This is a genomic window from Kitasatospora indigofera, from assembly GCF_014655955.1.
In the GTDB taxonomy this organism is placed as follows: domain Bacteria; phylum Actinomycetota; class Actinomycetes; order Streptomycetales; family Streptomycetaceae; genus Kitasatospora; species Kitasatospora indigofera.
In genome coordinates, this window is record NZ_BNBO01000008.1 from 22,937 (window position 1) to 48,276 (window position 25,340).

The 25,340-nt window shown below is 74.1% G+C and carries 21 protein-coding genes and 1 tRNA gene; 12 read left to right on the forward strand and 10 right to left on the reverse strand.

All coding sequences use genetic code 11. From position 1 onward, the window contains the following. Positions 1-65: 65 nt before the first annotated feature. From IE329_RS10175 to IE329_RS10185, 3 genes are all read right to left on the reverse strand, one after another. Positions 66-599 carry a GNAT family N-acetyltransferase gene (locus IE329_RS10175; protein ID WP_190210526.1) on the reverse strand — a complete coding sequence of 178 codons (534 nt, stop codon included), beginning with the start codon at positions 597-599 and terminating at the stop codon, positions 66-68. A 105-nt stretch (positions 600-704) separates the two neighbouring features. Then, positions 705-1,622 carry a carbon-nitrogen hydrolase family protein gene (locus IE329_RS10180; protein WP_190210527.1) on the reverse strand — a complete coding sequence of 306 codons (918 nt, stop codon included), beginning with the start codon at positions 1,620-1,622 and terminating at the stop codon, positions 705-707. A 105-nt stretch (positions 1,623-1,727) separates the two neighbouring features. Continuing rightward, positions 1,728-2,492 carry a phosphatase PAP2 family protein gene (locus IE329_RS10185; RefSeq protein WP_190210528.1) on the reverse strand — a complete coding sequence of 255 codons (765 nt, stop codon included), beginning with the start codon at positions 2,490-2,492 and terminating at the stop codon, positions 1,728-1,730. Positions 2,493-2,964: 472 nt separating this feature from the next. Between IE329_RS10185 and IE329_RS10190 the strand changes: the two genes are divergently transcribed. Together IE329_RS10190 and IE329_RS10195 are read left to right on the forward strand one after the other, a co-directional pair. Continuing rightward, on the forward strand, positions 2,965-3,936 hold the full coding sequence (locus IE329_RS10190) for a sigma-70 family RNA polymerase sigma factor (RefSeq protein WP_190210529.1): 972 nt from the start codon (positions 2,965-2,967) through the stop codon (positions 3,934-3,936). A gap of 238 nt (positions 3,937-4,174) precedes the next feature. After that, a complete protein-coding gene (locus tag IE329_RS10195; protein ID WP_229927326.1) occupies positions 4,175-4,477 on the forward strand; it encodes a hypothetical protein in 303 nt (100 codons plus the stop codon). A 200-nt stretch (positions 4,478-4,677) separates the two neighbouring features. Here IE329_RS10195 and mscL read toward each other — a convergent pair whose 3' ends face one another. The 4 genes from mscL to IE329_RS10215 all read right to left on the reverse strand — a co-directional run bounded on the left by mscL (position 4,678) and on the right by IE329_RS10215 (position 9,918). Next, entirely contained in the window at positions 4,678-5,094 is a 417-nt protein-coding gene (gene mscL, locus IE329_RS10200; RefSeq protein ID WP_190210530.1) for a large conductance mechanosensitive channel protein MscL, read from the reverse strand. A gap of 1,000 nt (positions 5,095-6,094) precedes the next feature. Beyond that, complete coding sequence (locus IE329_RS10205; protein ID WP_190210531.1) at positions 6,095-6,436, reverse strand: FmdB family zinc ribbon protein; 342 nt, start codon at positions 6,434-6,436, stop codon at positions 6,095-6,097. A gap of 239 nt (positions 6,437-6,675) precedes the next feature. After that, entirely contained in the window at positions 6,676-8,055 is a 1,380-nt protein-coding gene (locus IE329_RS10210) for an MFS transporter (protein WP_229927327.1), read from the reverse strand. A 378-nt stretch (positions 8,056-8,433) separates the two neighbouring features. Continuing rightward, positions 8,434-9,918 carry a potassium/proton antiporter gene (locus IE329_RS10215; protein ID WP_190210533.1) on the reverse strand — a complete coding sequence of 495 codons (1,485 nt, stop codon included), beginning with the start codon at positions 9,916-9,918 and terminating at the stop codon, positions 8,434-8,436. A 429-nt stretch (positions 9,919-10,347) separates the two neighbouring features. Here IE329_RS10215 and IE329_RS10220 point away from each other — a divergent pair, with 429 nt between their 5' ends. Then, positions 10,348-13,068 carry a penicillin acylase family protein gene (locus IE329_RS10220; RefSeq protein WP_190210534.1) on the forward strand — a complete coding sequence of 907 codons (2,721 nt, stop codon included), beginning with the start codon at positions 10,348-10,350 and terminating at the stop codon, positions 13,066-13,068. Between the two features lie 33 nt (positions 13,069-13,101). Here IE329_RS10220 and IE329_RS10225 read toward each other — a convergent pair whose 3' ends face one another. Further along, positions 13,102-13,710: a 5-formyltetrahydrofolate cyclo-ligase gene (locus IE329_RS10225; protein WP_190210535.1), complete on the reverse strand. Its 609-nt coding sequence runs from the start codon at positions 13,708-13,710 to the stop codon at positions 13,102-13,104. A gap of 62 nt (positions 13,711-13,772) precedes the next feature. Here IE329_RS10225 and IE329_RS10230 point away from each other — a divergent pair, with 62 nt between their 5' ends. The 8 genes from IE329_RS10230 to IE329_RS10265 all read left to right on the forward strand — a co-directional run bounded on the left by IE329_RS10230 (position 13,773) and on the right by IE329_RS10265 (position 20,641). Further along, positions 13,773-14,732, forward strand: coding sequence for a GGDEF domain-containing protein (locus IE329_RS10230; protein ID WP_190210536.1), 960 nt, complete (start codon positions 13,773-13,775; stop codon positions 14,730-14,732). Between the two features lie 53 nt (positions 14,733-14,785). Then, a complete protein-coding gene (gene galU, locus IE329_RS10235; protein ID WP_190210537.1) occupies positions 14,786-15,703 on the forward strand; it encodes a UTP--glucose-1-phosphate uridylyltransferase GalU in 918 nt (305 codons plus the stop codon). A gap of 112 nt (positions 15,704-15,815) precedes the next feature. After that, a complete protein-coding gene (glp, locus tag IE329_RS10240; RefSeq protein WP_229927346.1) occupies positions 15,816-17,078 on the forward strand; it encodes a molybdotransferase-like divisome protein Glp in 1,263 nt (420 codons plus the stop codon). 268 nt (positions 17,079-17,346) lie between these two features. Continuing rightward, positions 17,347-17,802 (forward strand): cyclic pyranopterin monophosphate synthase MoaC, encoded by a 456-nt coding sequence (gene moaC / locus IE329_RS10245; RefSeq protein ID WP_229927347.1) that lies wholly within the window; start codon positions 17,347-17,349, stop codon positions 17,800-17,802. Further along, positions 17,799-18,368: a MogA/MoaB family molybdenum cofactor biosynthesis protein gene (locus IE329_RS10250; protein WP_190210540.1), complete on the forward strand. Its 570-nt coding sequence runs from the start codon at positions 17,799-17,801 to the stop codon at positions 18,366-18,368. The genes moaC and IE329_RS10250 overlap by 4 nt, the downstream gene beginning before the upstream one ends. Continuing rightward, positions 18,365-18,991, forward strand: a complete 627-nt coding sequence (locus tag IE329_RS10255) for a GNAT family N-acetyltransferase (RefSeq protein ID WP_190210648.1) — start codon at positions 18,365-18,367, stop codon at positions 18,989-18,991. The genes IE329_RS10250 and IE329_RS10255 overlap by 4 nt, the downstream gene beginning before the upstream one ends. A gap of 150 nt (positions 18,992-19,141) precedes the next feature. Beyond that, positions 19,142-20,476 carry a divisome protein SepX/GlpR gene (gene sepX, locus IE329_RS10260; protein WP_190210541.1) on the forward strand — a complete coding sequence of 445 codons (1,335 nt, stop codon included), beginning with the start codon at positions 19,142-19,144 and terminating at the stop codon, positions 20,474-20,476. A gap of 91 nt (positions 20,477-20,567) precedes the next feature. After that, positions 20,568-20,641 (forward strand) — tRNA-Ala (locus IE329_RS10265). 188 nt (positions 20,642-20,829) lie between these two features. On the opposite strand, the gene IE329_RS10270 is transcribed toward IE329_RS10265, so the two are convergent. Next, entirely contained in the window at positions 20,830-24,171 is a 3,342-nt protein-coding gene (locus IE329_RS10270; RefSeq protein ID WP_268257270.1) for a helix-turn-helix domain-containing protein, read from the reverse strand. On the opposite strand from IE329_RS10270, the gene IE329_RS10275 reads away from it, so the two are divergent. After that, positions 24,160-24,411, forward strand: coding sequence for a hypothetical protein (locus tag IE329_RS10275; RefSeq protein ID WP_190210543.1), 252 nt, complete (start codon positions 24,160-24,162; stop codon positions 24,409-24,411). The genes IE329_RS10270 and IE329_RS10275 overlap by 12 nt on opposite strands. 413 nt (positions 24,412-24,824) lie before the next feature. On the opposite strand, the gene IE329_RS10280 is transcribed toward IE329_RS10275, so the two are convergent. Continuing rightward, positions 24,825-25,322, reverse strand: coding sequence for a MarR family winged helix-turn-helix transcriptional regulator (locus tag IE329_RS10280; protein WP_190210544.1), 498 nt, complete (start codon positions 25,320-25,322; stop codon positions 24,825-24,827). Positions 25,323-25,340: the final 18 nt, after the last annotated feature.

The window sequence follows — 25,340 nt, forward strand, 5'->3', positions numbered from 1 at the left end:
TTCCGGCGCCGGGAGGTTACCGGGAAGGCCCGGGGCGGCCCGGTCCCCGGAGGGTGGCGGGGCCTTCAGGGAGCCGCGCCGCCGGGGCCGGGGAGCTCGTCCGCGAGCAGGTCCATCAGCAGGTTGTCGTGCCAGCTGCCGTCCGCTCCGCGCTCGTAGCGGCGCATGACACCGACCGGCCGGAACCCCGCCTTGGTGTAGCTGCGGATGGCCGCCGTGTTGTCGGCGGCCGGGTCGATCACCACCCGGTGGTGTCCGTGTTCGGTGAAGAGGTGCCGGGCCAGGGTGCGGACGGCGTCGGTGCCCAGGCCGCGCCCGTGGACCTCCGGGCCGAGGAAGATGTCGATGCTGGCGTGCCGGTAGTCCGGCTCGTCCTCGGCCGACCACTGGATCGCGCCGACCACCAGGCCCTGGTGCAGCACCACGTAGGTGTGGGTGCCCGGGTCGGCCAGGTCCTCGGCGATCTCCGCGGGCAGATCCGGTCCGCCGCGCCACCACCGGCGGACCTCGGGCGTGGCACGGATGACGGCCAGCACGGGGATGTCGGCGCTGGTGGCCGGGCGCAGGGTGACCAGGGCGCCGTGCAGTGAGCTGCGCATGGGCCGGAGCGTAGCCCGGCCCGGCGGCTCCGGGGCCCCGACGCACGGCCGGCCGGGGCCGCCGGGCACGGCGCCCGGCGGCGGGGCGGGCCGGGACGCGGCGGGTCAGCCCAGGCGGTGCAGGAGCCGCTCGGCGGCCGGGCGAGCGCCGGTGCGGAAGGCGGGGCCGGTGCGGAAGTCGTGGAGCAGGGGCTCGGACTGCCGGGTGGCGGCCAGGACGGCCGGGTCGAGGTCGGCCAGGACGATTTCCCGCGTGTCCGGGCCGGCCTCGGCGAGGAGGCGCCCGTCGGGGCCCCAGACCGCGCTGGCGCCGCAGGTGTTCCAGCCGCCCGTCCGCCCGATGTGGTTCGACAGGACGGTGTACACGGTGTTGTCGAGGGCCCGGGCCGGGAACCACGTCCGGGACTCGTGGTGGCCGTGGCCGACGCTGAAGAGCGCGCCGACCAGGTACGCGTGGCAGCCGTCCAGTGCGGCGGCCCGGGCGTGCTCGGCGAAACCTGAGTCGTAGCAGATGCCCAGACCGAGCCGCCAGCCGTCCAGTTCGAGGGTGCAACCGGTGGTTCCCGGACGGTAGATCGCGGCCTCGGACTTGAAGAGGTACTGCTTGTCGTACCGGGTGACCAGCTCCCCGTCCGGGCCGACGACCAGGGCGGAGACGCGCAGCTCGCCCGCTTCGTCGCGCACGGCCGCGCCGACCACGGCGGTGACGGCGCGCTCGCGGCAGGCGTCCGCGATCGGGGCCAGCCGGGGGTCGGCGGGCTGGACGGCGTGCCGCCGCGGGTCGGCCGTGATGAGGGCGGGCTCGTAGCCGGAGAGGAACTTCTCGGCGAAGAGCACCACCCGGGCGCCGGCCGTGGCGGCCTCACGGATCAGGGCGGCGGCCGTCGCGGCGTTGGCGGGGATGTCGCCCGCCACGACCGGGGCCTGCACGGTGGCGATCCGCAGCACGGCGGCGGGAGGTCCACCGGGAAGAGGGTGCTCGGCCGGGCGCGGGAGATGGCCTGCGGGGGCTGTCGGCGGCATGGCAGAACGCTATCCGAGTGCCGCCCGGGCGGCTCCGGCCGGGGCTCGCGCGAACGGCGGCCCCGGTTCGGTCGGCCGTCCCGGTCGTCCGGTCCGCCCGTTCGGTCAGCTCTCCCGGCCCGGGGCGGACGGCTCGCCCGCCAGGACGCGCTGCACCCGGGGGCGGGTGCGCCAGTTGACCCGCCGGACGTCGCGGGCGAGGTCGCCCGGGCGCCAGAGCTCGACGGCGACGGTCACGCCGCCGAGGATCACCCCGGCGGCCAGCCAGCCGGCCAGGACGTCGCTCGGCCAGTGGACGCCGAGGACGATCCTGGTCCAGCCGACCGCCAGGACCGCCAGCGCCGCCGCGCCGCCGGTGGCCACGCGGCCGGCCCGGTTGGCGTGCGGGCGGATCAGCCAGACCAGGATCACGCAGGTGATCGCGGACGCCATCGCGTGGCCGGACGGGAAGGCCGGGCCGGCGGCGTACGCGACCGGATCGCCGAAGTGCGGGCGGGGACGGCCGACGAAGAGCCTGAGCGCCCACAGGGCGGCCCAGCCGACCAGTGCCTGGGCCGCCGCCCAGGCGGCCAGCACCCGGGCGCCGATCAGCCAGAGCCAGACGGCCGCCAGCCCGAGCAGGGTCCGCATGGTGACCGTGCCGCCGATGTTGCTGAGGGTCTGCACGGCGGCGGTCCAGGCGGTGTGCTCGCGCGCGTAGCCGTGCTCGCCGTCGGTCCAGCTCCGGTCCAGCCGGGCCAGCGGACCCCAGTGCGCCTCGACCAGGGCGAACAGCACCGCGAAGAGCGCGGCGCAGCAGGCCGCCAGAGCTCCGTACCGCAGCAGGTGGCGGTTCGGGGCATCGGGGAGCGAGCCTTTGGTCAGGTGCATGGCTGACACATTCCCAGTGGGTCGTGCCGATCCGGCGGTGGACGGATAGCGATTCGGCATCTTTTGTGCGGAGAAGCTGGGTGGGTTGCCGGGTGGGCGGGATGGCCCTTTCGGCGGTGCGAGTACGGAGCACCGTTCGGGGAGTTCGGGCGAACGGGAACGCGAAGGGGGTGCCGGGGGTTCATGTTGCGGTGGGCGCGAACCGCGGATCGAATGGATGTTCCATCGGCGAGCGGCGAATCGCCGGGCCCGGCCGGGATCTGACACCCGCCGTGCTGTTCCGCTCACCCTCCGTTCAGAACCGGGGTGAAAAGCCGCAGGATACTGCATCGGGCGAAGAATCTGAGCGACTTGGGAATGTTGTCCGGATTCTGTGCGTTGGATCGTTACGTGTGAGCCCCGAAGAGGGCCCGCATTCTTGCCCTTTTCGGGCAGGCAGGCAGACCTCGGCAACACCAGCAAGGGAGCAAGCATGGCCACCCGTGCCGTCGTTCGCGACAGGGCCGACCGGACTCGCGCGGCCCGCCCGACCAACTTCGAAGCCGACCGTGACCTGGTCGGGATGTACCTCGACGAGATCGCCAGGACGCCCCTGCTCGATGCCGCCGAGGAGGTCGAGCTGTCGCTGCGGATCGAGGCCGGCGTCTACGCCCAGCACCTGCTGGAGGAGGGCACCCTCCCCAAGGGCGCCGAGCGCGAGGAGCTGGAGGCGATAGCCGAGGACGCCGAGCGCGCCAAGGACGTCTTCATCCGCTCCAACCTGCGGCTGGTCGTCGCGGTGGCCCGGCGGTACCCCCGCAGCGGCCTGCCCCTGCTCGACCTCATCCAGGAGGGCAACGCCGGCCTGGTGAGGGCGGTCGAGAAGTTCGACTACGCCAAGGGCTTCAAGTTCTCCACCTATGCGACGTGGTGGATCCGGCAGGCGATCACCCGCTCGATCGCCGACCAGTCCCGCACCATCCGGCTGCCCGTGCACCTGGTCGAGGAGCTCGGGCGGATCCGCCGGGTGCAGCGTGAGAAGGCCAAGGAGCTGGGGCGCGAGCCCGAGCCGTCCGAGATCGCCGCGGAGCTCGACACCACCGAGACCCGGATCAAGGACGTGCTCGACTGGGCCCGTGACCCGGTCAGTCTGAACATGTCCGTCGACGACGAGGGCGAGACCCAGTTCGGCGACCTGGTCGAGGACACCGGCGCGACCTCGCCCGAGGACGCGGTGATGGTGATGCTCCGCCGTGAGGAGCTGGACGGCCTGATCGGGCGGCTGGACGACCGCACGGCGTCGATCATCCGGTCCCGGTACGGCATGGAGGACGGCCGCGAGCGCACCCTCACCGAGGTGGGCAAGCAGCACGGTCTCACCCGCGAGCGGATCCGGCAGATCGAGAAGCACGCGCTGGCCGAGCTGAAGAAGATCGCCGACCACGCGGGCTTCGAGGCCGCCTGATCCCCGCAGCCGGACCAGCCGTGTGCGGCCGGACCAGCCGCACGGAGCCCCGGTACGGGCGGACGCCTGGGCCGGGGCTCCGGCGTGCGCGGGCACTGCGTGGCACGTTTCGGGGCGTCTGCTCCGGGACGGGCCGGGGCGGCCGGGAGGGACGGGGCGTCCCGGGTGGCGGGGCTCGTAGGCTGGTGGCGGATCGGTCCGAGCGGTCGGTCCGGGCGGAGCGGCTGGAGGTAGGACGATGGGCGAGCAGGAACCGGGTCGGCCCGGCAGGGGCGAGCAGGACGGGGCGGACCGGTCCTCGGCCGGCCGGGAGGCCGCGGCGAAGGCCGCGCCGGGATCGGTGGGTGGGTCGGCCGCCGCCGAGGCGACGGGCGGGGCGGTAGCGGCGGGCAAGGCCAAGCTGGTCTTCGGCGACCCGCTGGACCAGCAGTCCGGGGACGACACCGATCGCGGCTGGGGCGAGCGGCCCGGGGCCGGCGAGAGCGCCGGACGAGGCCTGGACTGGTACCTCAGCCAGCGCCCCCCGCACCACGGCGGCTGAGCCGGCCGTGGTGCGGCCCTGACCGGCGACGGTCGGGTCGGGAGTGGGGTCGGGTCGGGTCGGGGGACGGTCGGCCGGTGATGGCCGGGGCACTGATGACCGGGGCGCTGGCGGGTGTGCGCCGGGGAGAGGTGTGCCCAGGGCGGGAACGCCGGGCGCGGGTGCGCCGAGGGTGCGGACGCGGGCGGTCGGTGGCGGGGTCAGGAGCGGCTGAGCAGCGCGTCGCGGATCTCGGTCAGCAGGGCGACCTCCTTGGCCTCCGCCTCGGTCTGGATCTCCAGCAGGCTCTTGCGCCTGGCGGCGAGCCGGTTCATGGGGACGATCAGGAAGAAGTAGACGACCGCGGCGGTGATCAGGAACTGCAGGGCGGCGCTGAGCACGGACCCCCAGAGGATCAGGATGCCGGTGGTGACCTCGCCGGTCGCGCTGACCTCGCACGGCCCCTTGATGCAGGAACTGTAGGCGGCCAGGTCCTTGGCGCCGAAGGCGCCGACGATGGGGTTGATCACGCCCTTGACGAAGGCGTTGATGATGTTGGTGAACGCGGCGCCGATCACGACGGCCACGGCGAGTTCGACGACGTTGCCGCGAAGCAGGAATTCCTTGAAGCCCTTCATGTCGCGTGAACGACGGAACGCCGACCGGGTTACGGGTGAATTGTCCTGACTTGTTCGGCCCGGCGATGATCGCCCGGCCACGGCCGCCTCAGGGGGTTTGCGGTGTGCCTCCGCCGGGGGTGCACCGTGGCGCCGCAGCCGGCTCGTGGGCGGCCGGCGCGGCCGCGGGGGCGGCCGGTGGTGGCGGGCCGGGGCGCAGCGGCCCGGCAGCGAGCGCGGTGGCCGCGGCGAGCAGGCCGGTGGCCAGCACCCCCGGCCGGTGCCGCACGGCCTGCTGCAACCGGTGCCGCCCGCTCCCGCCTCGGCGGATCGGCGCGAACACCGGAACGGCCCGGCGGGGCGGCACCGCGGGCCCGGAGAGCGGGACGGCACGTCGGGCCGAGGCCCGGTGCCGCGAACCGCCGGAGGGCTCCGACGGCAGGGTGTGGGACGGCGGCGGCACCGGCCGGGCGTACGCGGGCGGGGCTGGAGGTTGCCCGCACGCGGTCGGGGCCGGCGGACGGACGCAGGCGGACGGGAGCAGGGGCCGGGGGGAACGGGTCATGACGGGCACCGCCTCTGGTCGGGAGCTGGTGAACGGCGCGGCCGGTCCGGCCGCCGCGGTGAGCTCGTACCGTGCTCACCGGCGCCGGGCCGGTCGTGCGTGCTCAGCCTGCGGCCACCGCACCGACGGCGGAATCCCCGCCCGGTTTCCTGTGGACAACTCGGGGTTGTGGATAACTTCGTTCACCCACAAGGGTGACGGCCACGGTCCGCCACCCGGGTCCGGGGTCAGGGCGCAGGACCGGGACTCCCGGCCGCCGTGGGCCCCCGAAGGCCGGACCCGGAAGGCTCGACCCGGAGGGCCGGAAGGCCGGACCGGCGGCCCGCTCCGGAGGACCGGCCCAAGGGGCGGAGACGCGAAAGGGCCCGGCCCCACCGCGGTGAGCGGTGGGGCCGGGCCCTTCGAGGTCGGCTCTGGTCCTGGCCGGCGCGCGATCGGCGCCGCCGGCCGGCCGGGTCAGCTCGTCGAGGCGCTGCCGGTCGACTTGGCGGCGGCCGGGGCCGGGCTCGCGGAGGTGCTGGAGCCGCTGGTGGAGCTGCTGCTGGTGGACGAGCCGCCGGTGGACGAGCCGTTGCCGGCCGCGGTGGCCGCCGAACCCGCGCCCACCGAGCTGCTGGAGGACGAGCGGCTGTCCGTCCGGTAGAAGCCGGAGCCCTTGAAGACCACGCCCACGGCCGAGAAGACCTTGCGGAGCCGTCCCTGGCAGTCGGGGCACGTGGTCAGCGCGTCGTCGGTGAACTTCTGCACCGCCTCCAGGCCGTTGCCGCACTCGGTGCACTGGTACTGGTACGTGGGCACTTGACTTCCTCCTGCACTTCCCCCTGGCACTCTCGCCTGATGAGTGCTAACGACGGTCAATGATGCGGCATTCCGCCTGATCAGTCCAGCGCCGCAGGTGTGAGATACCCCCACCGGCGGGCCGGGACGGCCGGACGGGCGGGTACGGACGACTGCGCGGCACCGGGCGGCCGCTCCCGCGACCGCGCCCCGGGGGCCGTGTCGACGGCCGCCGGGCGACGGGCGGGGCCGGCCCGGCCTCAGCCCTTCGCGGCCCCCACCAGCTGAGCCCCGGCGCCGCTCCGCGCCACGGCCGGGCCCGGCGCGGCCGGGTCGCCCGCGGCGGTGACGGCCGAGGGGGCGACGGCCGCGGGGGCGGGGGCGTCCGCCGCACCCGCGAATACGGAGGTGCCCGCCGCCGGCGCGACGAGCAGTCGCCGCAGCAGGACGAGGGCCAGCAGTCCGAGCCCGGCGCCGGCCACCGGCACCAGGAACCCGGCCGACGGGCCGTGCCCGTCGATCAGCCGGCCCGCTACGGTCGAACCGGCGGCGAGGCCGAGGCCGATCGCGCCGGTCAGCCAGGTGAAGGCCTCGGTCTTGGCGCCGTCCGGGACGAGGGTCTCGACCAGGGTGTAGCCGGTGATCAGGGTCGGGGCGATGGCGAGCCCGCAGACCAGCCCGGCGAGCGCGAGCGTGGTCAGGCCGGGCATCGCCCAGAGGGTGGAGCAGCCGAGGACGAGCAGCGCGTAGCTGCCGAGCATCCGCCCCCGGGCCGAGCGGCGCCAGGCGACCATGCCGTAGAGCACGCCGGCCAGCATCGAGCCGCCGGCGAAGACGCCGTACACGATGCCGCTGGCGCCGGGGCGTCCGGCGGCCTCGGCGAAGGCGGTCACGGAGACCTGCATGGCGCCGAAGACCGTGCCGACGCCGAGGAACGCGCCGGCCAGCAGCCGGACCCCGGGCGAGGCGAGCGCGGAGACCCGCCGGGTGCCGGGCACCTGCGGGTGGCGGGCCGGCGCGGTGCTCCGCTGCGCGGCGAAGGCGAGCCCGCCGATGACGGTCAGGGCGGCCTCGGCGACCAGTCCGGCTGCGGGGGTGACCCCGGTGGCGACGGCGGTGGCGAGCACCGGGCCGACCACGAAGGTGAACTCGTCCGTGACGGACTCGAAGGCGAAGGCGGTGTTCAGGGTGCCGGGCGAGGAGTCGGCCAGCTTGGTGACCCAGCGGGCCCGGACCATCGCGCCGATCTGCGGCACGCTGGCGCCGGCCGGGGCGGCGGCGAGGAAGAGCGCCCAGACCGGGGCGTGGCCGAGGGCCAGCGCGATCAGCGCGCCGACCGAGACGGCGTGCACCAGCACGCTCGGCAGCAGGACGGCGGACTGGCCGAAGCGGTCGGCGAGGCGGCCGGTCTGCGGGCCGACGAAGGCCTGCGCGACGGCGGAGACCGCCGCGACGGCGCCGGCCGTGCCGTACGAGCCGTGGGTGTCGAGGACCAGCAGCACGATGCCCAGGCTGAGCATCGCGTAGGGCAGGCGGGCGGCGAAGGCGGGCACCAGGAAGCCGCGGGCTCCCGGGGTGCGCAGCAGCGTGCCGTACCCGACTCGTGCGGGGGTGTTGTCGACCGTTCGGCGGGCCGTCACGGTCGGTCCTTCCTGCTGCCTGGTAGCGCGGCAGGGGCAAGGGTGGCCCCGACGGCGCCGAGAGTCGTCCTCTCGCGCGTCGACCGGGGTAGATACCGGGCCCGGCATGGGTGCTGCGGGCCGCGGCCGCCGAGCGGTCGCGCCAACTCTGCTTCAGGCAGATGTTGCGGATGTATCAGTCGTCGTTCGCGTTCTTATACGCGCGTAGACACGCGTATTCCTCCACAGTACAGGCTTCGAGGCAACTCGTCCTGTCGAATCAAGGTGAACGCTCGGTGACAGGGTGGGATTCCACTGCCCTGCCGGCCGGGCCGGTGCCCGCCCGGCTCCGGCCCGCCGCCCGCCTGCAGGCCCCGCCGCCCGCCCGCAGTCCCTGCCCTACCGCCCGTTCAGCCAGCCGGCCAGCTTGCCGCCCTTGTCGACGGCCCGCAGGCGCTTCTCGGCGGCCTCGCCGACCTCGTCCGTGGTGACCACCAGCAGTTCGTCCCCGCCGCGCAGCACGGTGGTCTTGTCCGGCACGAAGCTGCTGCCCTCCCGCACCACCAGGGTCACCGCCGCCCCGGCCGGCAGCCGCAGCTCGCCGACCTCCACCCCGGACATCCGCGAGCCGGCCGAGAGGGCCACCGACAGCAGCTGGCCGTGCAGCTTCTCCAGCGGCGCGGACTCGATGCCGAGGTCCTGGCCCATCGAGCCCTCGGAGATCTTCAGCCACTTGGCGACCCAGGGCAGGGTCGGGCCCTGGATCAGCGTGAAGACCACGACCAGGATGAAGACGATGTTGAAGATCTCCTGGGCCCGGGGCGCGCCCGACACCAGCGGGATGGTGGCCAGCACGATCGGCACCGCCCCGCGCAGCCCGGCCCAGCTCAGCAGCGCCTGCTCGCGCAGCGGCAGCCGGAACGGGGTGAGCGTCAGCAGCACCGACAGGGGGCGGGCGAGCAGCACCAGCACGGTGCCGATGACCAGTGCGGGAACGACCGCCGAGCCCATGCTGACCGGGGTGCAGAGCAGCCCCAGCAGGACGAACATGCCGATCTGCCCGATCCAGGCCAGCCCGTCCGCGAAGCCGCGGACGGCGGGCCCGTGCGGCAGCTTGGCGTTGCCGAGGATGACCGCGCTGACGTAGACGGCCAGGAAGCCCGAGCCGTGCAGCAGGGCGCCGCCCGCGTACGCGAGCACGGTCAGCGCGAGCACGGCGATCGGGTAGAGGCCGGAGGACGGCAGGGCGACGTGCTTGACCGCGTAGGCGCCCAGCTTGCCGATGGCGAGGCCGACCGCGGCGCCGATGGCCAGTTCGGCGACGATGGTGCCGGTCAGCACGTACCAGGAGTCCGCCTCGCCGGTGGTGGCGAAGGCGACGACCAGGATGACCACGGGGGCGTCGTTGAAGCCCGACTCGGCCTCCAGCAGGCCGGTCAGCCGGTGCGGGAGCGGGACCATCCGCAGGACCGAGAAGACGGCCGCGGCGTCGGTCGAGGAGACGATGGCGCCGAGCAGCAGGGCGGCCCGCCAGTCCAGGCCGACCAGGTAGTGGGCGCCGGCCGCGGTGACGAAGACGCTGATCGCGACGCCGAAGGTGGCCAGGACGACGGCGGCGGGCATCACCGGTCTGACCTCGCGCCAGCTGGTCTTGAGCCCGCCCTCGGCGAGGATCACGACCAGCGCCGCGTAGCCGAGCACCTGGGTGAGCTCGGCGTTGTTGAAGGTGATGCCCAGGCCGTTCTGGCCGAGTGCCACCCCGATGCCCAGGTAGATCAGCAGGCTGGGGAGGCCGGAGCGGGTGGAGATGCGCACGGCGACCACCGCGACCAGCAGGATCGCGGAGAATTCGAGCAGGAAGTGGTTCAGGTGGTCAACAGTCACGCAGGGGCACCTCGGGCAGCGGGTGGACGGGGTGGCTGACGGATCGTCACACGGATCGTTACTCAGTCTAACATTTTACCCGCTCTTTAGGTTGAAATTTCCCAGCTCAGCGTCCGTCCGGGGCCCGGCCCGCGGCCCGGCCCCCGGCCCCGCCGGGCCCGGATCCGCCCGGGGGAGCCGGGCCGCACCGCCCCCGGGCCCACCCCGGCAACCTGCCGGAGCCGCTCCGGAGCGGCCTTCGAACCCACTGCGGGAGCCCCGGGGAGGGCCTTGGATCCCACGGTGGGCGTCCCCCGTGCACGGCCGCCACTTGAGTCGGCCTAATGTGGTGACCTGTCACGGCCGCAACCCGAGACCTGCCCGCCCGTCGCCCACCGTCACCCTCCAAGGACGCCCTCCGGGCGACAACGTTTGATGCCAAGGACCCAGATGCCCCGCTCGAAGAAGTTCCGGCGCGCCCGTCTGATCGTGCTCGCGCTGGCCGTGCTCCTGGTGGCCGGAGTCGGTTACGGCGGCTACCGGGGGGTGGCCGCGGTCCGCGCGTCCTTCCCCGACGTCAACGGCAGTGTCAAGGTGCCGGGGCTCTCCGCGCCGGTCGACGTCGAACGGGACGCCAACGGCATCCCCCAGCTCTACGCCGACACCCCCGTCGACCTCTTCCGCGCCCAGGGCTACGTGCAGGCCCAGGACCGGTTCTGGGAGATGGACGTCCGACGGCACATCACCTCCGGACGGCTCTCCGAGATGTTCGGCGCCGGCCAGGTCGAGACGGACACCTTCCTGCGGACCATGGGCTGGCGCCAGGTCGCGCAGAAGGAGTACGACACCCTGCTGGAGCCGGAGACCAAGAAGTACCTGGACGCCTACGCGGACGGCGTGAACGCCTGGCTGGCCGAGCACCCGGGCGGCGAGAGCGCCTCCCTGGAGTACGCCCTGCTCGGCGTCGCCAACGGCGACTACAAGCCGGAGAAGTGGACGCCGGTCGACTCGGTGGCCTGGCTCAAGGCGATGGCCTGGAACCTCTCCGGCAACCTGCAGGAGGAGATCGACCGCTCCCTGCTCAGCCAGGACTTCAGCGCCGACAAGATCGCCCAGCTCTACCCGGACTACCCGTACGCCCGCAACGGCACCATCGTGAAGACCGGCACCGTCAGCGGCGACACCTACAAGCCGGCCGACGGCTCCACGGCGCCCGCCGCCGCCCCGGCCGCCCCCGCCGCGCAGGGCGCGGTCGCCACCCAGGCCCTGCTCAAGGACGTCTCCGACCGGATCGACGCCATGCCGCAGCTGCTCGGCCGGCAGGGCCAGGGCATCGGCTCCAACTCCTGGGTGGTCTCCGGCAGCCACACGACCACCGGCAAGCCGCTGCTCGCCAACGACCCGCACCTCGGCCCGGGGATGCCCTCCGTCTGGTACCAGATGGGGCTGCACTGCCGCGCGGTCTCGGCCGCCTGCGCCTACGACACCGCCGGGTTCACCTTCGCCGGCATGCCGGGCGTGGTCATCGGCCACAACAACAACATCTCCTGGGGCTTCACCAACCTCGGCGCCGACGTGACCGACCTCTTCCTGGAGAAGGTCACCGCGCCGGACAGCTACCAGGTGGACGGCAAGGAGGTGAAGTTCGAGCTGCGCAAGGAGACCATCAAGGTCGCCGGCGGCGAGGACCGCACCATCACCGTCCGCACCACCCAGAGCGGCGCGCCGCTGATCTCCGACGCCAGCTCCGAGCAGCGCAAGGTCGGCACGTACGCCCCCAACGGCAACGCCGCCCCCGACCGCGGCACCACCGGCTACGGCGTCGCCCTGCAGTGGACGGCGCTCACCCCCGGCAAGACCATGGACGCCGTCTTCAAGCTGGACCGCGCCACCGGCTGGGACGACTTCCGCGGCGCGGCCAAGGACTTCGCCGTCCCCGCGCAGAACCTCGTCTACGCCGACACCAAGAACAACATCGGCTACCAGGCGCCCGGCAACATCCCGGTCCGCGGCGCCGGCGACGGCACCTACCCCTCGCTCGGCTGGGACTCCTCGTACGGCTGGAAGGGCTCGATCCCGTTCAGCACCCTGCCCTGGAGCTTCAACCCGGCGGCCGGCTACATCGTCACCGCCAACCAGGCCGTGGTCGACCCGTCCTACAAGCCCCTGCTGACCAAGGACTGGGAGTACGGCACCCGGGCCAAGGAGATCGCCGACCAGATCGAGTCCAAGCTGAAGAACGGCGGCAAGATCTCCCCGGACGACATGCAGTCCGTCCAGCTGGACAACACCAGCGTGATGGCCCAGACGCTCGTCCCGATGCTGCTCAAGGTGCAGATCGACGACCCGTACGTGCGCGAGGCCCAGGACCTGCTCAAGGACTGGAACTACCACCAGGACGCCGACTCGGCCGCCGCCGCGTACTACAACAGCGTCTGGCGCCAGCTGCTCACCCTGGCCTTCGGCCAGAAGTTCCCGGCCGGCCTGCGGGCCGAGGACAACTGCCTCCTGGTGCACGCGCCGACCGACCCGACCAAGCCCGACACCACCACCTCGATCGTCACCGAGTGCGGCACCCGGGACCCGGGCAAGGCCCAGCCCGACGGCGGCGACCGCTGGATGGAGGTCGTCCGCCAGCAGCTCACCCAGCCCGACAGCGACTGGTGGACCTACATCGACGCCGACCACCACGAGCAGAAGGGCCTGAACAACCTGCTCGCCGAGGCGATGAAGGACGCCCGCCAGGACCTCACCTCGCGGCTCAGCAAGGACATCTCCACCTGGAGCTGGGGCCGTCTGCACACGCTGACCCTGCGCGAGCAGACGATGGGCACCGACGACTCGTCGATCGCCTCCGGCCTGGTCCACAAGATGCTCAACCGCGGCCCGTACGAGCTCTCCGGCGGCACCGCCGCGGTCGACGCGGCCGGCTGGAACGCGGCCGCCGGCTACGAGGTCGACTGGATCCCCTCGATGCGCATGGTGGTCGACCTGAGCGACTTCGACGCCTCGCACTGGATCAATGTCGGCGGCGCCTCCGGCCACGCCTTCCACCAGAACTACAACGACCAGACCGACCTCTGGGCCAAGGGACAGCTGCTGCCCTGGGCCTACTCCAAGGACGCGGTCGCCAAGGCGGTCAAGAACAAGCTGGTGCTCACCACCGGCTGACCGCCGCCGTCACCCCTCGCGCCAGCCGCCCCGTCACCCCTTCGGGCCACCGCCCGCCCGCTCCCGCGGGCCCAGCCGGTGCACCCCCGAGGGGGTGACGGCCGCGTCCACCGGCAGGTCGTGCGGCTCGGCCGGCACACTGTCCAGCAGCTCGCCCTCGTACAGCAGGGTGGCCAGCAACGGGTGCGCCCCGGCCCGGGCCAGCCGGGCCAGCACCCGGTCGTAGCTCCCGCCGCCGCGGCCCAGCCGCAGGCCGCGCCGGTCCACCGCCAGGCCCGGCAGCAGCACCACCGAGGCCGCGGTCACCGCCTCCGGGCCCAGCCGCGGCCCGGTCGGCTCCAGCAGCCCGCGGGCCGCCGGGGCCAGCGCGTCCGGGCCCTCGTACCGGGCCCAGTCGAGGTCGTTGTCCGCCAGCAGGACGGGCAGCAGCACCCGCACCCCGCGCCCCGCCAGCGCCTCCAGCAGCGGCCCGGTGCCCGGCTCGGCGCCCACCGAGACGTACGCCGCCACCGTCTGCCCGGGCCCGGCCAGCCCCGCCGCGTGGCCCGCCAGGGCGGCGGCCGCCGCCTCGCGCGAGTGCGCCGAACCGGCCCGCCGTTCGGCGAGCAACCGTGTCCTCAGTTCCGCCTTCTCGTTGTGCAAGGGATCCTCCACAGCTCTGTGCCCGGTGACGGTCAGAGCCTGACATGCGGAAGGCGCCCCGAATGTCCACCGCGCTGCTGGTCCAGGCCATGGCCGTCCTGAGCGTTCCGGCGCTCGCCGGCGCCACCCTGCTCGGGGTCCGGCTGCGCCGGGGCGCCACCGGCACGGCCCTGCGCGAGGCGGGCCTGCGCGGGCGGATCACCGAACTGGAGGAGCGCTGCGCCGAGCTGGAGCGCACCGCCTCCTGCGACCCGCTCACCGGGGCGTGGAACTACCGGCACCTGCAGCTCACCCTCGGCCGGGAGATCGAGCGGGCCCGCCGGGCCGACCAGCGGGCCGACCGGCTGGACCAGCCGCACCCGCTGGCCCTGCTGATGCTGGAGATCTCCGGCTTCGACGCGATCATCGCCGAGCAGGGCCGGGGCCGGGGCAACGCCATACTGCGCGACCTCGTCCAGCGCCTGGGCATGGAGATCCGCCGCTCGGACACCCTCGGCCGCTACGGCGGCCAGGAGTTCCTGGTGCTGCTGCCCGACACCGGCGTCGAGGGCGCCGTGCAGGTCGCCGAGCGGCTGGTCTGGTCGGTGCGCCGGCACCGTCTGCTGGACTGGTCCTCGAGCCCCCGTGAGCCGCGCCCGGCCGACGGGAACGGCCTGACCGCCGCCGTCGGCATCGCCGTCCTCCCCCGGGACGGCGCCCACGCGGCCCTGCTGCTGCGGGCCGCCGACCGGGCGCTCACCGAGGCCAAGCAGGCCGGTGGCGACTGCTGGCGCGGAGCCGGCCCCCCGCGCCCCGCCGTGGAGCCCCCGGCGGCCCCCGCCCCCGCCCGGGACCTGACCGGCCCCGCGGCGCCGGAGGAGTCCTCCCCGGACCGTCCGGGGCGCCCCCGCGCGGAGGCGATGCGCGACCGTTCATCCGATCCGGGTAGCCTGTCGCCCAGTAACGGCGAGGGGGCCCTCACCTCCGCCGTGGATCCGGCCCCGCCCGGTGCTGTCGCCGCAGGCCGTGACCGTTGTTCATAGCGGCTTCATCCTGCTCACAGCCCGGTCTAAACACGCCTTAGTAAGGTAAACGAATGACGACGTCCTCCCGCACTCCTGTGACCAAGGCCGTGGTGCCCGCAGCCGGCCTGGGGACCCGCTTCCTGCCGGCCACCAAGGCCACACCGAAGGAGATGCTGCCGGTCGTGGACAAGCCGGCCATCCAGTACGTCGTCGAGGAGGCCTCCGCGGCCGGCCTCTCCGACATACTGATGGTGACCGGCCGCAACAAGCGCGCTCTTGAGGACCACTTCGACCGCGCCTACGAGCTGGAGGAGCTGCTCGTCCGCAAGGGCGACCAGGACCGCCTGCGCCGGGTCCGCGAGTCCGTCGAGCTGGCCAACATGCACTACGTCCGCCAGGGGGACCCGAAGGGTCTCGGGCACGCCGTCCTGGTCGCCGAACAGCACGTCGCCGGCCAGCCGTTCGCCGTCCTGCTGGGCGACGACCTGATCGACCCGCGTGACCCGCTGCTCTCCCGCATGATCGAGGTCCAGCAGGAACTCGGCGGTTCCGTGGTCGCGTTGATGGAGGTCCTGCCCTCCCAGATCCACCTGTACGGCTGCGCGGCGGTCAAGCCCAATGGCTTCGGCGACGACGTCTTCCAGGTGACCGACCTGGTCGAGAAGCCGGACACCTCCGACGCGCCCTCCAACTACGCCGTGATCGGCCGCTACATCCTGGACCCGGCCGTCTTCGACGTCCTGCGCGACACCCCGCCCGGCCGCGGCGGCGAGATCCAGCTGACCGACGCCCTGCGGGTGCTCGCCGGTCACGGCGAGGACGCCGGCGGCCCGGTGCACGGCGTGCTCTTCAAGGGCCGCCGCTACGACACCGGCGACCGTGCGGACTACCTGCGCGCTATCGTCCGACTGGCGTCCGAGCGCGAGGACCTCGGCCCGGAATTCCGTTCCTGGCTGAAGGAGTTCGTCCGCGACGAGATGCAGGACTGAACCGACGACTGAGAGCGAGAGAGCGATGACCGGGCCCACGGAGCGCACCACCGACCCCGCAGCCTGCTGCGACGGCACCGCGGACCAGGCATCGCCCGTCGCCGCCCCCCGGATGTGGACGGTCGACGAACACCTCGCGGACGTCCTGGCCGGCGTCACCGTCCTGCCCGCGATCGAGCTGCAGCTGCTCGACGCCCAGGGCTGCCGGCTCGACGAGGACGTGGTCGCCACCGGTGACCTGCCGCCCTTCGACAACAGCTCGATGGACGGCTACGCGGTCCGTACCGCCGACACGGTCGGTGCCACGGGGGAGTACCCCTCGGTGCTGACCGTGGTCGGCGACATCGCGGCCGGCGCCGGGGAGCTGCCCAAGGTGGGCCCCGGCCAGGCCGCCCGGATCATGACCGGCGCCCCGATGCCCCCCGGCGCCGAGGCCGTCGCACCGGTCGAGTGGACCGACGGCGGCACCGGCACCGGCCGGGCCGCCGAGGCGATGACCGCACCGGTCGCCGACGAGGAGGTCCGGGTGCTGCGCCCGGTCGCGCCCGGCGCCCACATCCGCCGCCGGGGCAGCGACATCGCCACCGGGGACCGGATCCTCGACGCCGGCACCCTGCTCGGCCCCACCCAGCTCGGCCTGCTCGCGGCGGTCGGCCGCGGCAGCGTGCGGGTCCGCCCGCGGCCGCGCGTGGTGGTCCTCTCCACCGGCAGCGAGCTGGTCCAGCCCGGCGAGCCGGTCGGCCCCGGGCAGATCTCCGACTCCAACAGCTTCACCCTCACCGCCGCGGCCCTGGACGCCGGCGCCGTCGCCTACCGGGTCGGCGGCGTGCCCGACGACGCGGCGGTGCTGCGGGCCGTCCTGGAGGACCAGCTCGGCCGGGCCGACCTCATCGTCACCAGCGGCGGCGTCAGCGTCGGCGCCTACGACGTGGTCAAGGAGGCGCTCCAGGGCGATGGCGGGGCCGGCAGCGTGGACTTCCGGAAGCTGCGGATGCAGCCCGGCAAGCCGCAGGGCTTCGGCATGATCGGCGGCCCGGCCGGCATCCCCCTGCTGGCACTGCCGGGCAACCCGGTCAGCGCCTACATCTCCTTCGAGCTGTTCGTCCGCCCGGTCATCCGGACCATGCTCGGCGCCCCCGACGTGCACCGCCCGGTGGTCCGCGCGGTCTGCCCGGTCGAGCTGCGCTCGCCGGCCGGCCGCCGGCAGTTCCTGCGCGGCCGCTACACCCCCGACGGCCGGCTGGAGCCGGTCGGCGGCGAGGGCTCGCACCTGGTCGGCGCGCTGGCCCGGGCGAACTGCCTGATCACCGTCCCCGAGGAGGTCACCGTGCTGCCGGCCGGCACCGAGGTCGACGTCGTCCTGCTCACCGCCTGACGGCCGCCGCCCGACGGCCGCACGCGGCACGGTCACCGGCAGCGCGGGCGGCACCGCCACCGGCCGCGGCTCCCCGGCCGGGCCGGCCGTCCTGGCCGGGACCCCGGCGACCGGGCGACGACACCGCTCACCCGTCGGCCCGTCCCACCCGGCGGGCGGCCCTGGGGGTACGGTAGCGCGGTATTCGACCCGTCCTCCTGGAGCACCCGTGACGACCACACCACCCGGCGACCGCCTCACCCACGTCGACGACAGCGGCGCGGCCCGCATGGTCGACGTCTCCGAGAAGGCGACCACCGTGCGTACGGCGGTCGCCGCCGGACGGGTACGGGTCTCCCCCCGGGTCGTCGAACTGCTGCGCGGCGAGGGCGTGCCCAAGGGCGACGCGCTCGCGGTGGCCCGGATCGCCGGGATCATGGGGGCCAAGAAGACCCCCGAGCTGATCCCGCTCTGCCACCCGATCGCGATCTCCGGCGTCAAGGTCGACCTCACCGTCACCGACGAGGCGGTCGAGATCACCGCCACCGTGCGGACGGCCGACCGCACCGGCGTCGAGATGGAGGCGCTGACCGCTGTGGCGGTCGCCGGCCTCGCCGTCATCGACATGGTCAAGGCCGTCGACAAGGGCGCCTCCGTCGAGCACGTGCGGGTGCTCAGCAAGACCGGCGGCAAGAGCGGCGACTGGCACTCCGGTGAACAGCCCGCCCCGGGGAGCACCTCATGAGGGCGCTCGCCGTCACCGTGTCCAACCGCGCCTCGGCCGGAGTGTACGAGGACAAGGGCGGTCCGCTGCTGGTGGCCGGCCTGCGGGCGATGGGCTTCGCGGCGGACGGCCCCCGGGTCGTGCCCGACGGCGACCCGGTCGAGGCCGTCCTGCGGGAGGCCGTCGCGGCCGGCTACGACGTGGTGCTGACCACCGGCGGCACCGGCATCTCGCCGATGGACCTCACCCCCGAGATGACCGCCCGGGTCGTCGACCGGCAGATCCCCGGCATCCCCGAGGCGATCCGGGCCCACGGCCGCGAGAAGGTCCCCACCTCGGCCCTCTCCCGTGGCCTCGCCGGCCTGGCCGGCCGCACCCTGATCGTCAACCTGCCGGGGTCCACCGGCGGTGTGAAGGACGGGCTGGCCGTCCTGGCGCCGCTGCTCGCCCACGCCGTCGACCAGCTCGCCGGCGGTGACCACCCCCGCCCCGACGCGGCCGGGGCGGCGGGCCCGGGCGCCTCCGGAGGTTCCGGGGCCCGGCACGCCTCCGGTGCGTCCCACGCCGCGGACGGGAGCGCGCACTGAACGCCGGCTGGCCGGTCGAACTCCACGAGGGGGACGTCACGCTGCGCCCGATCAGGGCGCGTGACCAGCGGGACTGGCAGGAGGTCAGCCGCCGCAACCGGGACTGGCTGCGGCGCTGGGAGGCGACCGTGCCGCCGTCCCCGGCCGGCCGGCCCGCCGGACCGCGTCCCACCTACCGGCAGATGGTGCGCTACCTGCGCGGGGAGGCCTCGGCCGGGCGGATGCTGCCCTTCGTGGTGCTCCACCGGGGGCAGCTGGCCGGCCAGCTGACCGTGGGCGGCATCACCTGGGGCTCGATGTGTTCGGCGAACGTCGGCTACTGGATCGACGAGGCGGTGGCCGGACGGGGCATCATGCCCACGGCGGTCGCGCTTTCGGTGGAGCACTGTTTCGAGGTGCTGGGGCTGCACCGGATCGAGGTGTGCATCCGGCCGGAGAACATGCCGAGCCGCCGGGTGGTGGAAAAGCTGGGGTTCCGTTCGGAGGGAATGCGCCCCCGGTATCTCCACATCGACGGTGACTGGCGGGACCACCTCGTCTACGCGCTGACCGCCGAGGAGGTGCCGGAAGGCATGCTGGAGCGCTGGCGGAGGATCAGGTCCGGTCGTGAAGCTGGAAATTGAATATATGTTCGAAAATAATATCGATATGGCATCGCTGCCCCCACGGAGGGGCACAAATACCGGCAAAATAGTCGGAGAATCAGCTTGATCACACGACACGCCGTGCCAAATTGCTGCCAGGCCTTCCCCGACGCCCGTACGGTGTGAAACGTGAGCAGTAGCGGCCTTATCTACGCGGTCATCGTAGGGGCCTGGGCCGCCTATCTGGTGCCGATGTGGCTCCGCAGGCAGGACGAGCTCAACGAGGCGCGCCCGACGGAACGCTTCAGTACCGCCATCCGCCTGCTGGCCGGGCGTTCGGCGATGGAGCGGCGGGCATCCCGGGTCCTGGGCGACGACGTGCGCGACGAGCGGAGCACGGACGACCGGACCGGGGACGACCCGGGCGCCGAGGGGCGGTCCGGCGACGAGCCGTCCGACGACGGGCGGTCCGACGACGGGCGCCTCCAGGGCGACCTTCCCGACGACGACCGTCCCGAGAGCGACCCGGCCGGCGGCGAGCGCCCCGCTCCCGACGACCGGGCGGTCCCCGGCGTGCCCGCGGGACGGAGCACGCCCCCGGCGCAGGAGGGGCACGTCCCCCGGAGCGGCGAGCGGGCCTCCGAGCGCGCGGCGGAGCGGCCGTCCGAGCGTCGGCTCGGGGCCGAGCGCCGCGCCCGGCTGCTGGCCCGGCGCCGCCGGATGGTCACCGTGCTCTTCCTGGCCTTCGCCCTCGGGGCGATCGCCGCGGCGGTCCTCGGGCTGGCCTTCCTCTGGGCCCCGGCGGTGCCGGCCGCCCTGCTGACCCTCTACATCGGCCACCTGCGCAAGCTGGAACGCCAGCGCTTCGAGGTCAAGCTCGACCGGGACCGCGCGGCGCAGGCCGCCGAGCGGCTGCGCCAGCGGGAGAACCGGCGGGCCGAGGCCGGCCGGTCCGACGCGGGGCGCCAGGAGCAGGGGCGCCAGGATCAGGGACGTCAGGAGAGCGGGCGGCGCGAGCCGGGCCGTCCGGACCAGGGGCGCCACGACGCGGCCCGGGCCGACTCTGCCCGGCCCGATGAGGCCCGGGCCGAGGACACCCGGCCGGAGCGCGCGGCGGCCTCCCCCCGGGAGACCCCGTACGACGCGGCCCACGCCGCCGACCGCGGCCGCCCGCACCTGCGGATCGCCGCCGACCCGGCCCCGCACGACGTCCGTCCGGCCACGGCGGCCTCCGCCCTGGTCGAGGCGACCGACCACGAGGAGTGGGTGGACGGCATCCGCGAGCGCGGCGCCGCCGGCCCCGACTCCTGGGAGCCCGTCCCCGTCCCGCTGCCGACCTACGTCACCGCGCCGGTCGCCCCCCGGGTCACCCGCGGCCTCGACCTCGGCGCCCCGGGCACCTGGACGGCCGGCCGCCCGGCCGAGCCCCGCAGCACCCCGCTCTTCGACCAGTACGCCGAACCGCCCGCCGCCGCCCCGGCCGAGGACGGCTACGACACCCGCCCCCGGGCCGCCAACGAATGACCCCGCCGGGAGCGCCCCGCACCTCACCAGGGCGCTCCGGCCGGAGGTGGTCACGAGCCACCTCCGAAAGGTGCTAAAGTTTCTTCTCGTTGGGGCTGTGGCGCAGTCCGGTAGCGCACCTCGTTCGCATCGAGGGGGTCAGGGGTTCGAATCCCCTCAGCTCCACCCAATGTCAAAGGCCCTCCCGGGATCGTCCGGGAGGGCCTTTGAGCGTCTGTACAGCAGTGAATGCAGCAACTGCTCCGGGGGCTCGGGAGCTTCGGCGGTGAGTGGCGGCGTGGTGAGTCCGTCGTAGGGCCCCGTTGTTCCGGGGCGGGCCGGCTCGGAGCTGTTCTGCGGATCCGGTCACCCGGTCATCCGGTCGCTCCGGGCCGACCGGCAGGCAGAACAACGCCTTCGGTTCGGTGCCCGTCGAGTTCGGCCAGGCTGCGGGCGGCATGGGCGCGGCTGACATCGGTGAGGGTGGTGTCGTCGGCGAGGGCGCCCAGCAGCCCGGTGCCCTCGGCCCGGTGCCCGTCCAGTTCCGCGAGACCCCTGGCAGCCTTCAGGCGATAGGGCCCGTCAAGGGTGCTGTCGTGCGCCAGATCGGCCAGCAGGGCGGCGGTGCGTCCGTCGCCGAGTCCGGCCAGGGTCTCGGCGGCCTCCAGACGGTCGTACCCGTCGAGGGTGGGGTCGTTGACGAGGCCGGCGTACAGGTCGGCGGCACGCGCGGCGTCCAGCTCGGCGAGCGCTCGGACCGCCCACATGCGGGTACTGCCGTGGGGACCGATGCCGTTGAGGGCGGTGTCGGCGGCGAGGTGGGCCAGCCGTGTGGCGCCTTCGGCCCGGTGGCCGTCGAGCTGGGCCAGGCTGCGGGCGGCATGGGCGCGGTTGATGCCGGTCAGGGTGGTGTCGTCGGCGAGGGCGCGGAGCAGCCCGGCGCCTTCGGCCCGGTGGCCGTGGAGCTGGGCCAGGCTGCGGGCGGCATGGGCGCGGTTGATGCCGGTCAGGGTGGTGTCGTCGACGAGGGCGCGGAGCAGCCCGGCCCCTTCGGCCCGGTGGCCGTCCAGCTCGGCGAGCTCCCGGGCCGCCGTCGGGCGGGCGCTGCCGTCGAGGGTGGTGTCGTCGGCGAGGCCGGCGTAGACGTCGGCGGCCCGGGAGGGTTGGAGCTTGGCCAGGGCCTCGGCCGCCCTCAGGCGGTAGTACCCGTCCAGGGTGGAGTCACGGACGAGGCGGGAGAGCAGCTCGGCGGCGTGGTCGTCGTGTCGTTCGGCGAGGTCCCCGGCGGCCCTGACCCGGAAGTGATCGTGGAGCGTGGTGTCGTCGGCGAGCCGGGCGAGCAGCTCGGCGGTGCGTCCGTCGCCGAGTCCGGCCAGGGTTTCGACCGTCTCCATGCGGTCGTACCCGTCGAGGGTGGTGTCGTCGGCGAGGCCGGCGTAGACGTCGGCAGCACGTGCGGCTTCGAGCCCGGCCACCGCTCGGGCGGCCGCCATGCGGTAGTACCCGTCGAAGGTGGAGTCGCGGGCGAGGCCGGCGTACACGTCGGCGGCGCGCGGGGCTTCGAGCTTGGCGAGCGCTCGGGCCGCCACCATACGGGTGCTGCCGTCGAGGGTGGTGTCGTCGGCGAGGCCGGCGTACACGTCGGCGGCCCGGGAGGGTTGGAGCTTGGCCAGGGTCTCGGCCGACTTCAGACGGTAGGACCCGTCCAGGGCGGAGTTGCGGGCGAGGTCGGCGAACATGTCGGCGGCTGCGCGGACGACCTCCTCGGGGAGGAGTGTTCCGAGTTGGGCCTGTGCCGCGATGAAGCGGCAGCCGCTCAGTCCTCCGCGAGGGGGAACCAGGCGGGCCAGGTGCGAGGTGGCGGCGCCGGGGTCGCCTTCGTGGGCGGCGTCGAGGAGGAAACCGACGTACGAGGAGTGTTCGAGGGGTGGGTCCCAGTACCTGCGGAACCACTGTCTCCGCGGCCCGCCCGGCGCCGTGCTCAACCATCTGTATCCGCCGGGGCGATGGAAGATCTGATGGAGCGTACGGGTGCGGGTCCCGTGGTCCCGGGTGGCATGGCGGGCGGCCAGGTGTTCCAAGAGGGTCTGGTGGAGGAAGACGACCTCGCCCGCGCGGACGGTCAGCAGGCCGCTGCGGCACAGGCTGGCGATCAGGAAGGCGTGCCATTCGTCCTGCGGTACCCGCGGGGGCCGCTGCGCCTCGGGCCGGGCCTCCAGAACGGTGATCGCGGGGAGCGTGTTTCCCCGGTGGCGTTCGGCCGCGAGCAGGGCGATGAGGTCCTGGAGGTGGTCGAGGGTGCGCTCCGCCTGGGCGCGGGCGGCGGATCCGTAGCGTTCGACGCCGGCGCGGTCCTGGATCCGGAGCCTCGCCAGGGCGGGGGTGTGCTGCTGCCTGTGCAGCAGGCGGATGAAGTCCCGGTAGATCTGTCCGCGGCCGGCGGGCAGCGGCCGGCCGGGGGCGGCGGCGTGGAGCTGGCAGAGCATCGAGGCCATCAGCGGGATGCGGGCCAGGTCGGCCAGCCGGGTGCGGCGCATGGCGTCGACGAACCGCTCGGCGGCAGAGTCGGGGTCTGCCAGGCCGAGGGCGCGGAACCATCCGTTGGCGACCGGCCGCAGGTCGTCGGGGCTGAAGGGCTGCAGGTCGTAGCGCGGTACCCCGAGGCCCAGGACGTCGAGCTCGCCGTCGGGCAGGGGGCGGGTGGCCACGACGAAGCGGTACAGCCCGGCGTGCTCGCCCCCGGCGACAGCGGCAAGGGCGCGCAGTACCTCGTGCCTTGCGGCGGGGTCGGTCATCTCGTCCAAGCCGTCGACCAGCAGGAGCCAGCGCACACCCGGCTGCGGCGGGGTGGCGAAGAACGCCGGGGTGAGTTCGTCCACCAGGCCGTGCGAAGCGAGATCGGCGGTCGCGGCTGCGGCGAGGGCCTGGGTCAGCGGGCGCCCGGCCAGGGCCGCCGCCGGGACCAGCACCGGTACCACGTCCTCGCCACGGCCGTTCAACCAGTGCTCGACGCAGTCGGCGAGGCGGGTACGCAGCAGACTGGTCTTGCCGCCGCCCGGCCCTGCGACGACCACACAGGTCTGCCCGCCGGCCAGGATCTCGTCGGCGGCCCGCGATCCTGCGCGGATGTCCAGCGGCCCGGCCGTGTCGCCGTTGACCTGGGATTCATGCCTGCGCTGCCGGGTCGCCTGCTGACGCAGGTAGACGGTGGCGAGCGGCGGCGAGGCGCCGGGCAGCACTCCCGGGTAGGGGTGCTCGCGGGCGGCCTGCCGGGCGGCGGCCAGGTAGGCGCCGAGGCGGTGCTTGCGCACGTCCGCCTGGTCCCGCAGTCTGTGCAGTTCCTTCAGTCGCGCCTCGGTGAAGCCGAGGGCGCCCGCGAGCAGGCCGAGGCTGTCGACGGTCGGCACGGACCTCTCGTTGAGGATGTTGCTGACCGTCGCCGCGGAGACTCCCGCCGCCTTGGCGAGTTGGGACTGCCTCATCTTCCGGTCGGTCATCGCCTCCCGCAGGCACGCGACCAACTCGCTGTGGGCGCCCCTGGGCCCCCCGGCCCCCGCATCGCTCACCTGGCGCCCCTGACCCAACGGTTCAACCTTGTTCACATCAAGCCTTTGAAGGCCCGTCCAGGCTATCCCTGGTACTCGACAGGCCGGCCGGCTCTTGCCCGAACCGACACCGAACGGACTACGAGGAGTACCGACCCGATGAACCCCCACCTGGCCCTGATCGCCACGCCTCTCGTCCTCGGGTTGCTCGTCCGCCTCCTGCGGCGCCCGCGGCGCGCGACGGCCGACCTGGCCCGCGGCCTGCGCGACCTGATCACCCTGCGCATGGTGCTCCGCGACACCGATCCCGACCAGCGTGCTCATCTCCTCCGGGCGCACCACGCCTGGCGTACCGAGTCCGTCGGCCGGTCCCGCGGCGTCTCCCGTCCTCCGGCCCGGTCGAGGAGCTGACTCGCCGGCACCGGGACGTGGCGCCGGCCCGGGCTCGGGAGGGGCCGGCAGCGCGGCCCCTGGCCCCGGCCGTCGGGCACAGGGACTCCTGGACCGGGGCGGGAGTCCTGCGCGGACTGCGGCCAAGCACCACAGGCCACGCCAGGTCGGACGCGGTGGCGCCGTACCCGTGGCGTCCGGGAACGCCGGTCGGGCCGGTCGCCGAAGGCCCCGGGGGTGTACACCGCGGACGGCTGGAGGCCAGGGTTCGATCCCCTCCACCCGGTCCCGGCGGCCACGCGAGCGGTCGTGAGATCCCGTCCTGTCCCCGTGACCGGACGGGATCTCCGCGCTGTGCGGGGTCGTCCGTGACGCGGGCCGCCCGAAGGGGAGCCGTCGTCGAATTCGCGGGGCCGGGCGTCCCGTCGGGCGGATCAGTCGGACGCGTCGCCGAGGGACTCCAGCAGGTCGCGCAGGGTGTCGGCGAGGTCGGCGCGCCGGGGGGCGGTGAGGCCGGCGAGCAGGCGGTGCTCGGTGGCGACGTGGTCGGGCAGGGCCTGGTCGATCAGGGCGTGCCCGTCGGCGGTGAGGGCGACGTGCACCACCCGGCCGTCCGACTCGCTGGGGGTGCGGGCGACCAGGCCGCGGGCCTCCAGGCGGTCCAGCCGCTGGGTGACGGCGCCGGAGGTGACCATGGACGTCCGCATCAGCTCGGCGGGCGTCAGCCGGTAGGGCGGTCCGCTGCGCCGGAGGGTGGCCAGCACGTCGAAGGACGCGGGGTCGAGCCCGTGCTCGGCGAAGGTGCGGCGCAGGTCGGCCTCGATCAGCCGGGTGAGCCGCTTGAGGCGCCCGATCACCGCCATCGGCGACACGTCGAGGTCGGGGCGCTCGCGGTGCCACTGCTCAAGGAGCTTGTCCACGTGATCCGTCACGGCTCCAGTCTAGTCAAT

What these genes read in the sequence shown, in the direction of transcription:
- IE329_RS10175 (WP_190210526.1), bottom strand. Translation starts at nt 599, where the DNA reads ATGCGCAGCTCACTGCACGGCGCCCTGGTCACCCTGCGCCCGGCCACC.
- IE329_RS10180 (WP_190210527.1), bottom strand. Translation starts at nt 1,622, where the DNA reads ATGCCGCCGACAGCCCCCGCAGGCCATCTCCCGCGCCCGGCCGAGCAC.
- IE329_RS10185 (WP_190210528.1), bottom strand. Translation starts at nt 2,492, where the DNA reads ATGCACCTGACCAAAGGCTCGCTCCCCGATGCCCCGAACCGCCACCTG.
- IE329_RS10190 (WP_190210529.1), top strand. Translation starts at nt 2,965, where the DNA reads ATGGCCACCCGTGCCGTCGTTCGCGACAGGGCCGACCGGACTCGCGCG.
- IE329_RS10195 (WP_229927326.1), top strand. Translation starts at nt 4,175, where the DNA reads ATGGGCGAGCAGGAACCGGGTCGGCCCGGCAGGGGCGAGCAGGACGGG.
- mscL (WP_190210530.1), bottom strand. Translation starts at nt 5,094, where the DNA reads ATGAAGGGCTTCAAGGAATTCCTGCTTCGCGGCAACGTCGTCGAACTC.
- IE329_RS10220 (WP_190210534.1), top strand. Translation starts at nt 10,348, where the DNA reads ATGCCCCGCTCGAAGAAGTTCCGGCGCGCCCGTCTGATCGTGCTCGCG.
- IE329_RS10230 (WP_190210536.1), top strand. Translation starts at nt 13,773, where the DNA reads ATGTCCACCGCGCTGCTGGTCCAGGCCATGGCCGTCCTGAGCGTTCCG.
- galU (WP_190210537.1), top strand. Translation starts at nt 14,786, where the DNA reads ATGACGACGTCCTCCCGCACTCCTGTGACCAAGGCCGTGGTGCCCGCA.
- glp (WP_229927346.1), top strand. Translation starts at nt 15,816, where the DNA reads ATGTGGACGGTCGACGAACACCTCGCGGACGTCCTGGCCGGCGTCACC.
- moaC (WP_229927347.1), top strand. Translation starts at nt 17,347, where the DNA reads ATGGTCGACGTCTCCGAGAAGGCGACCACCGTGCGTACGGCGGTCGCC.
- IE329_RS10250 (WP_190210540.1), top strand. Translation starts at nt 17,799, where the DNA reads ATGAGGGCGCTCGCCGTCACCGTGTCCAACCGCGCCTCGGCCGGAGTG.
- IE329_RS10275 (WP_190210543.1), top strand. Translation starts at nt 24,160, where the DNA reads ATGAACCCCCACCTGGCCCTGATCGCCACGCCTCTCGTCCTCGGGTTG.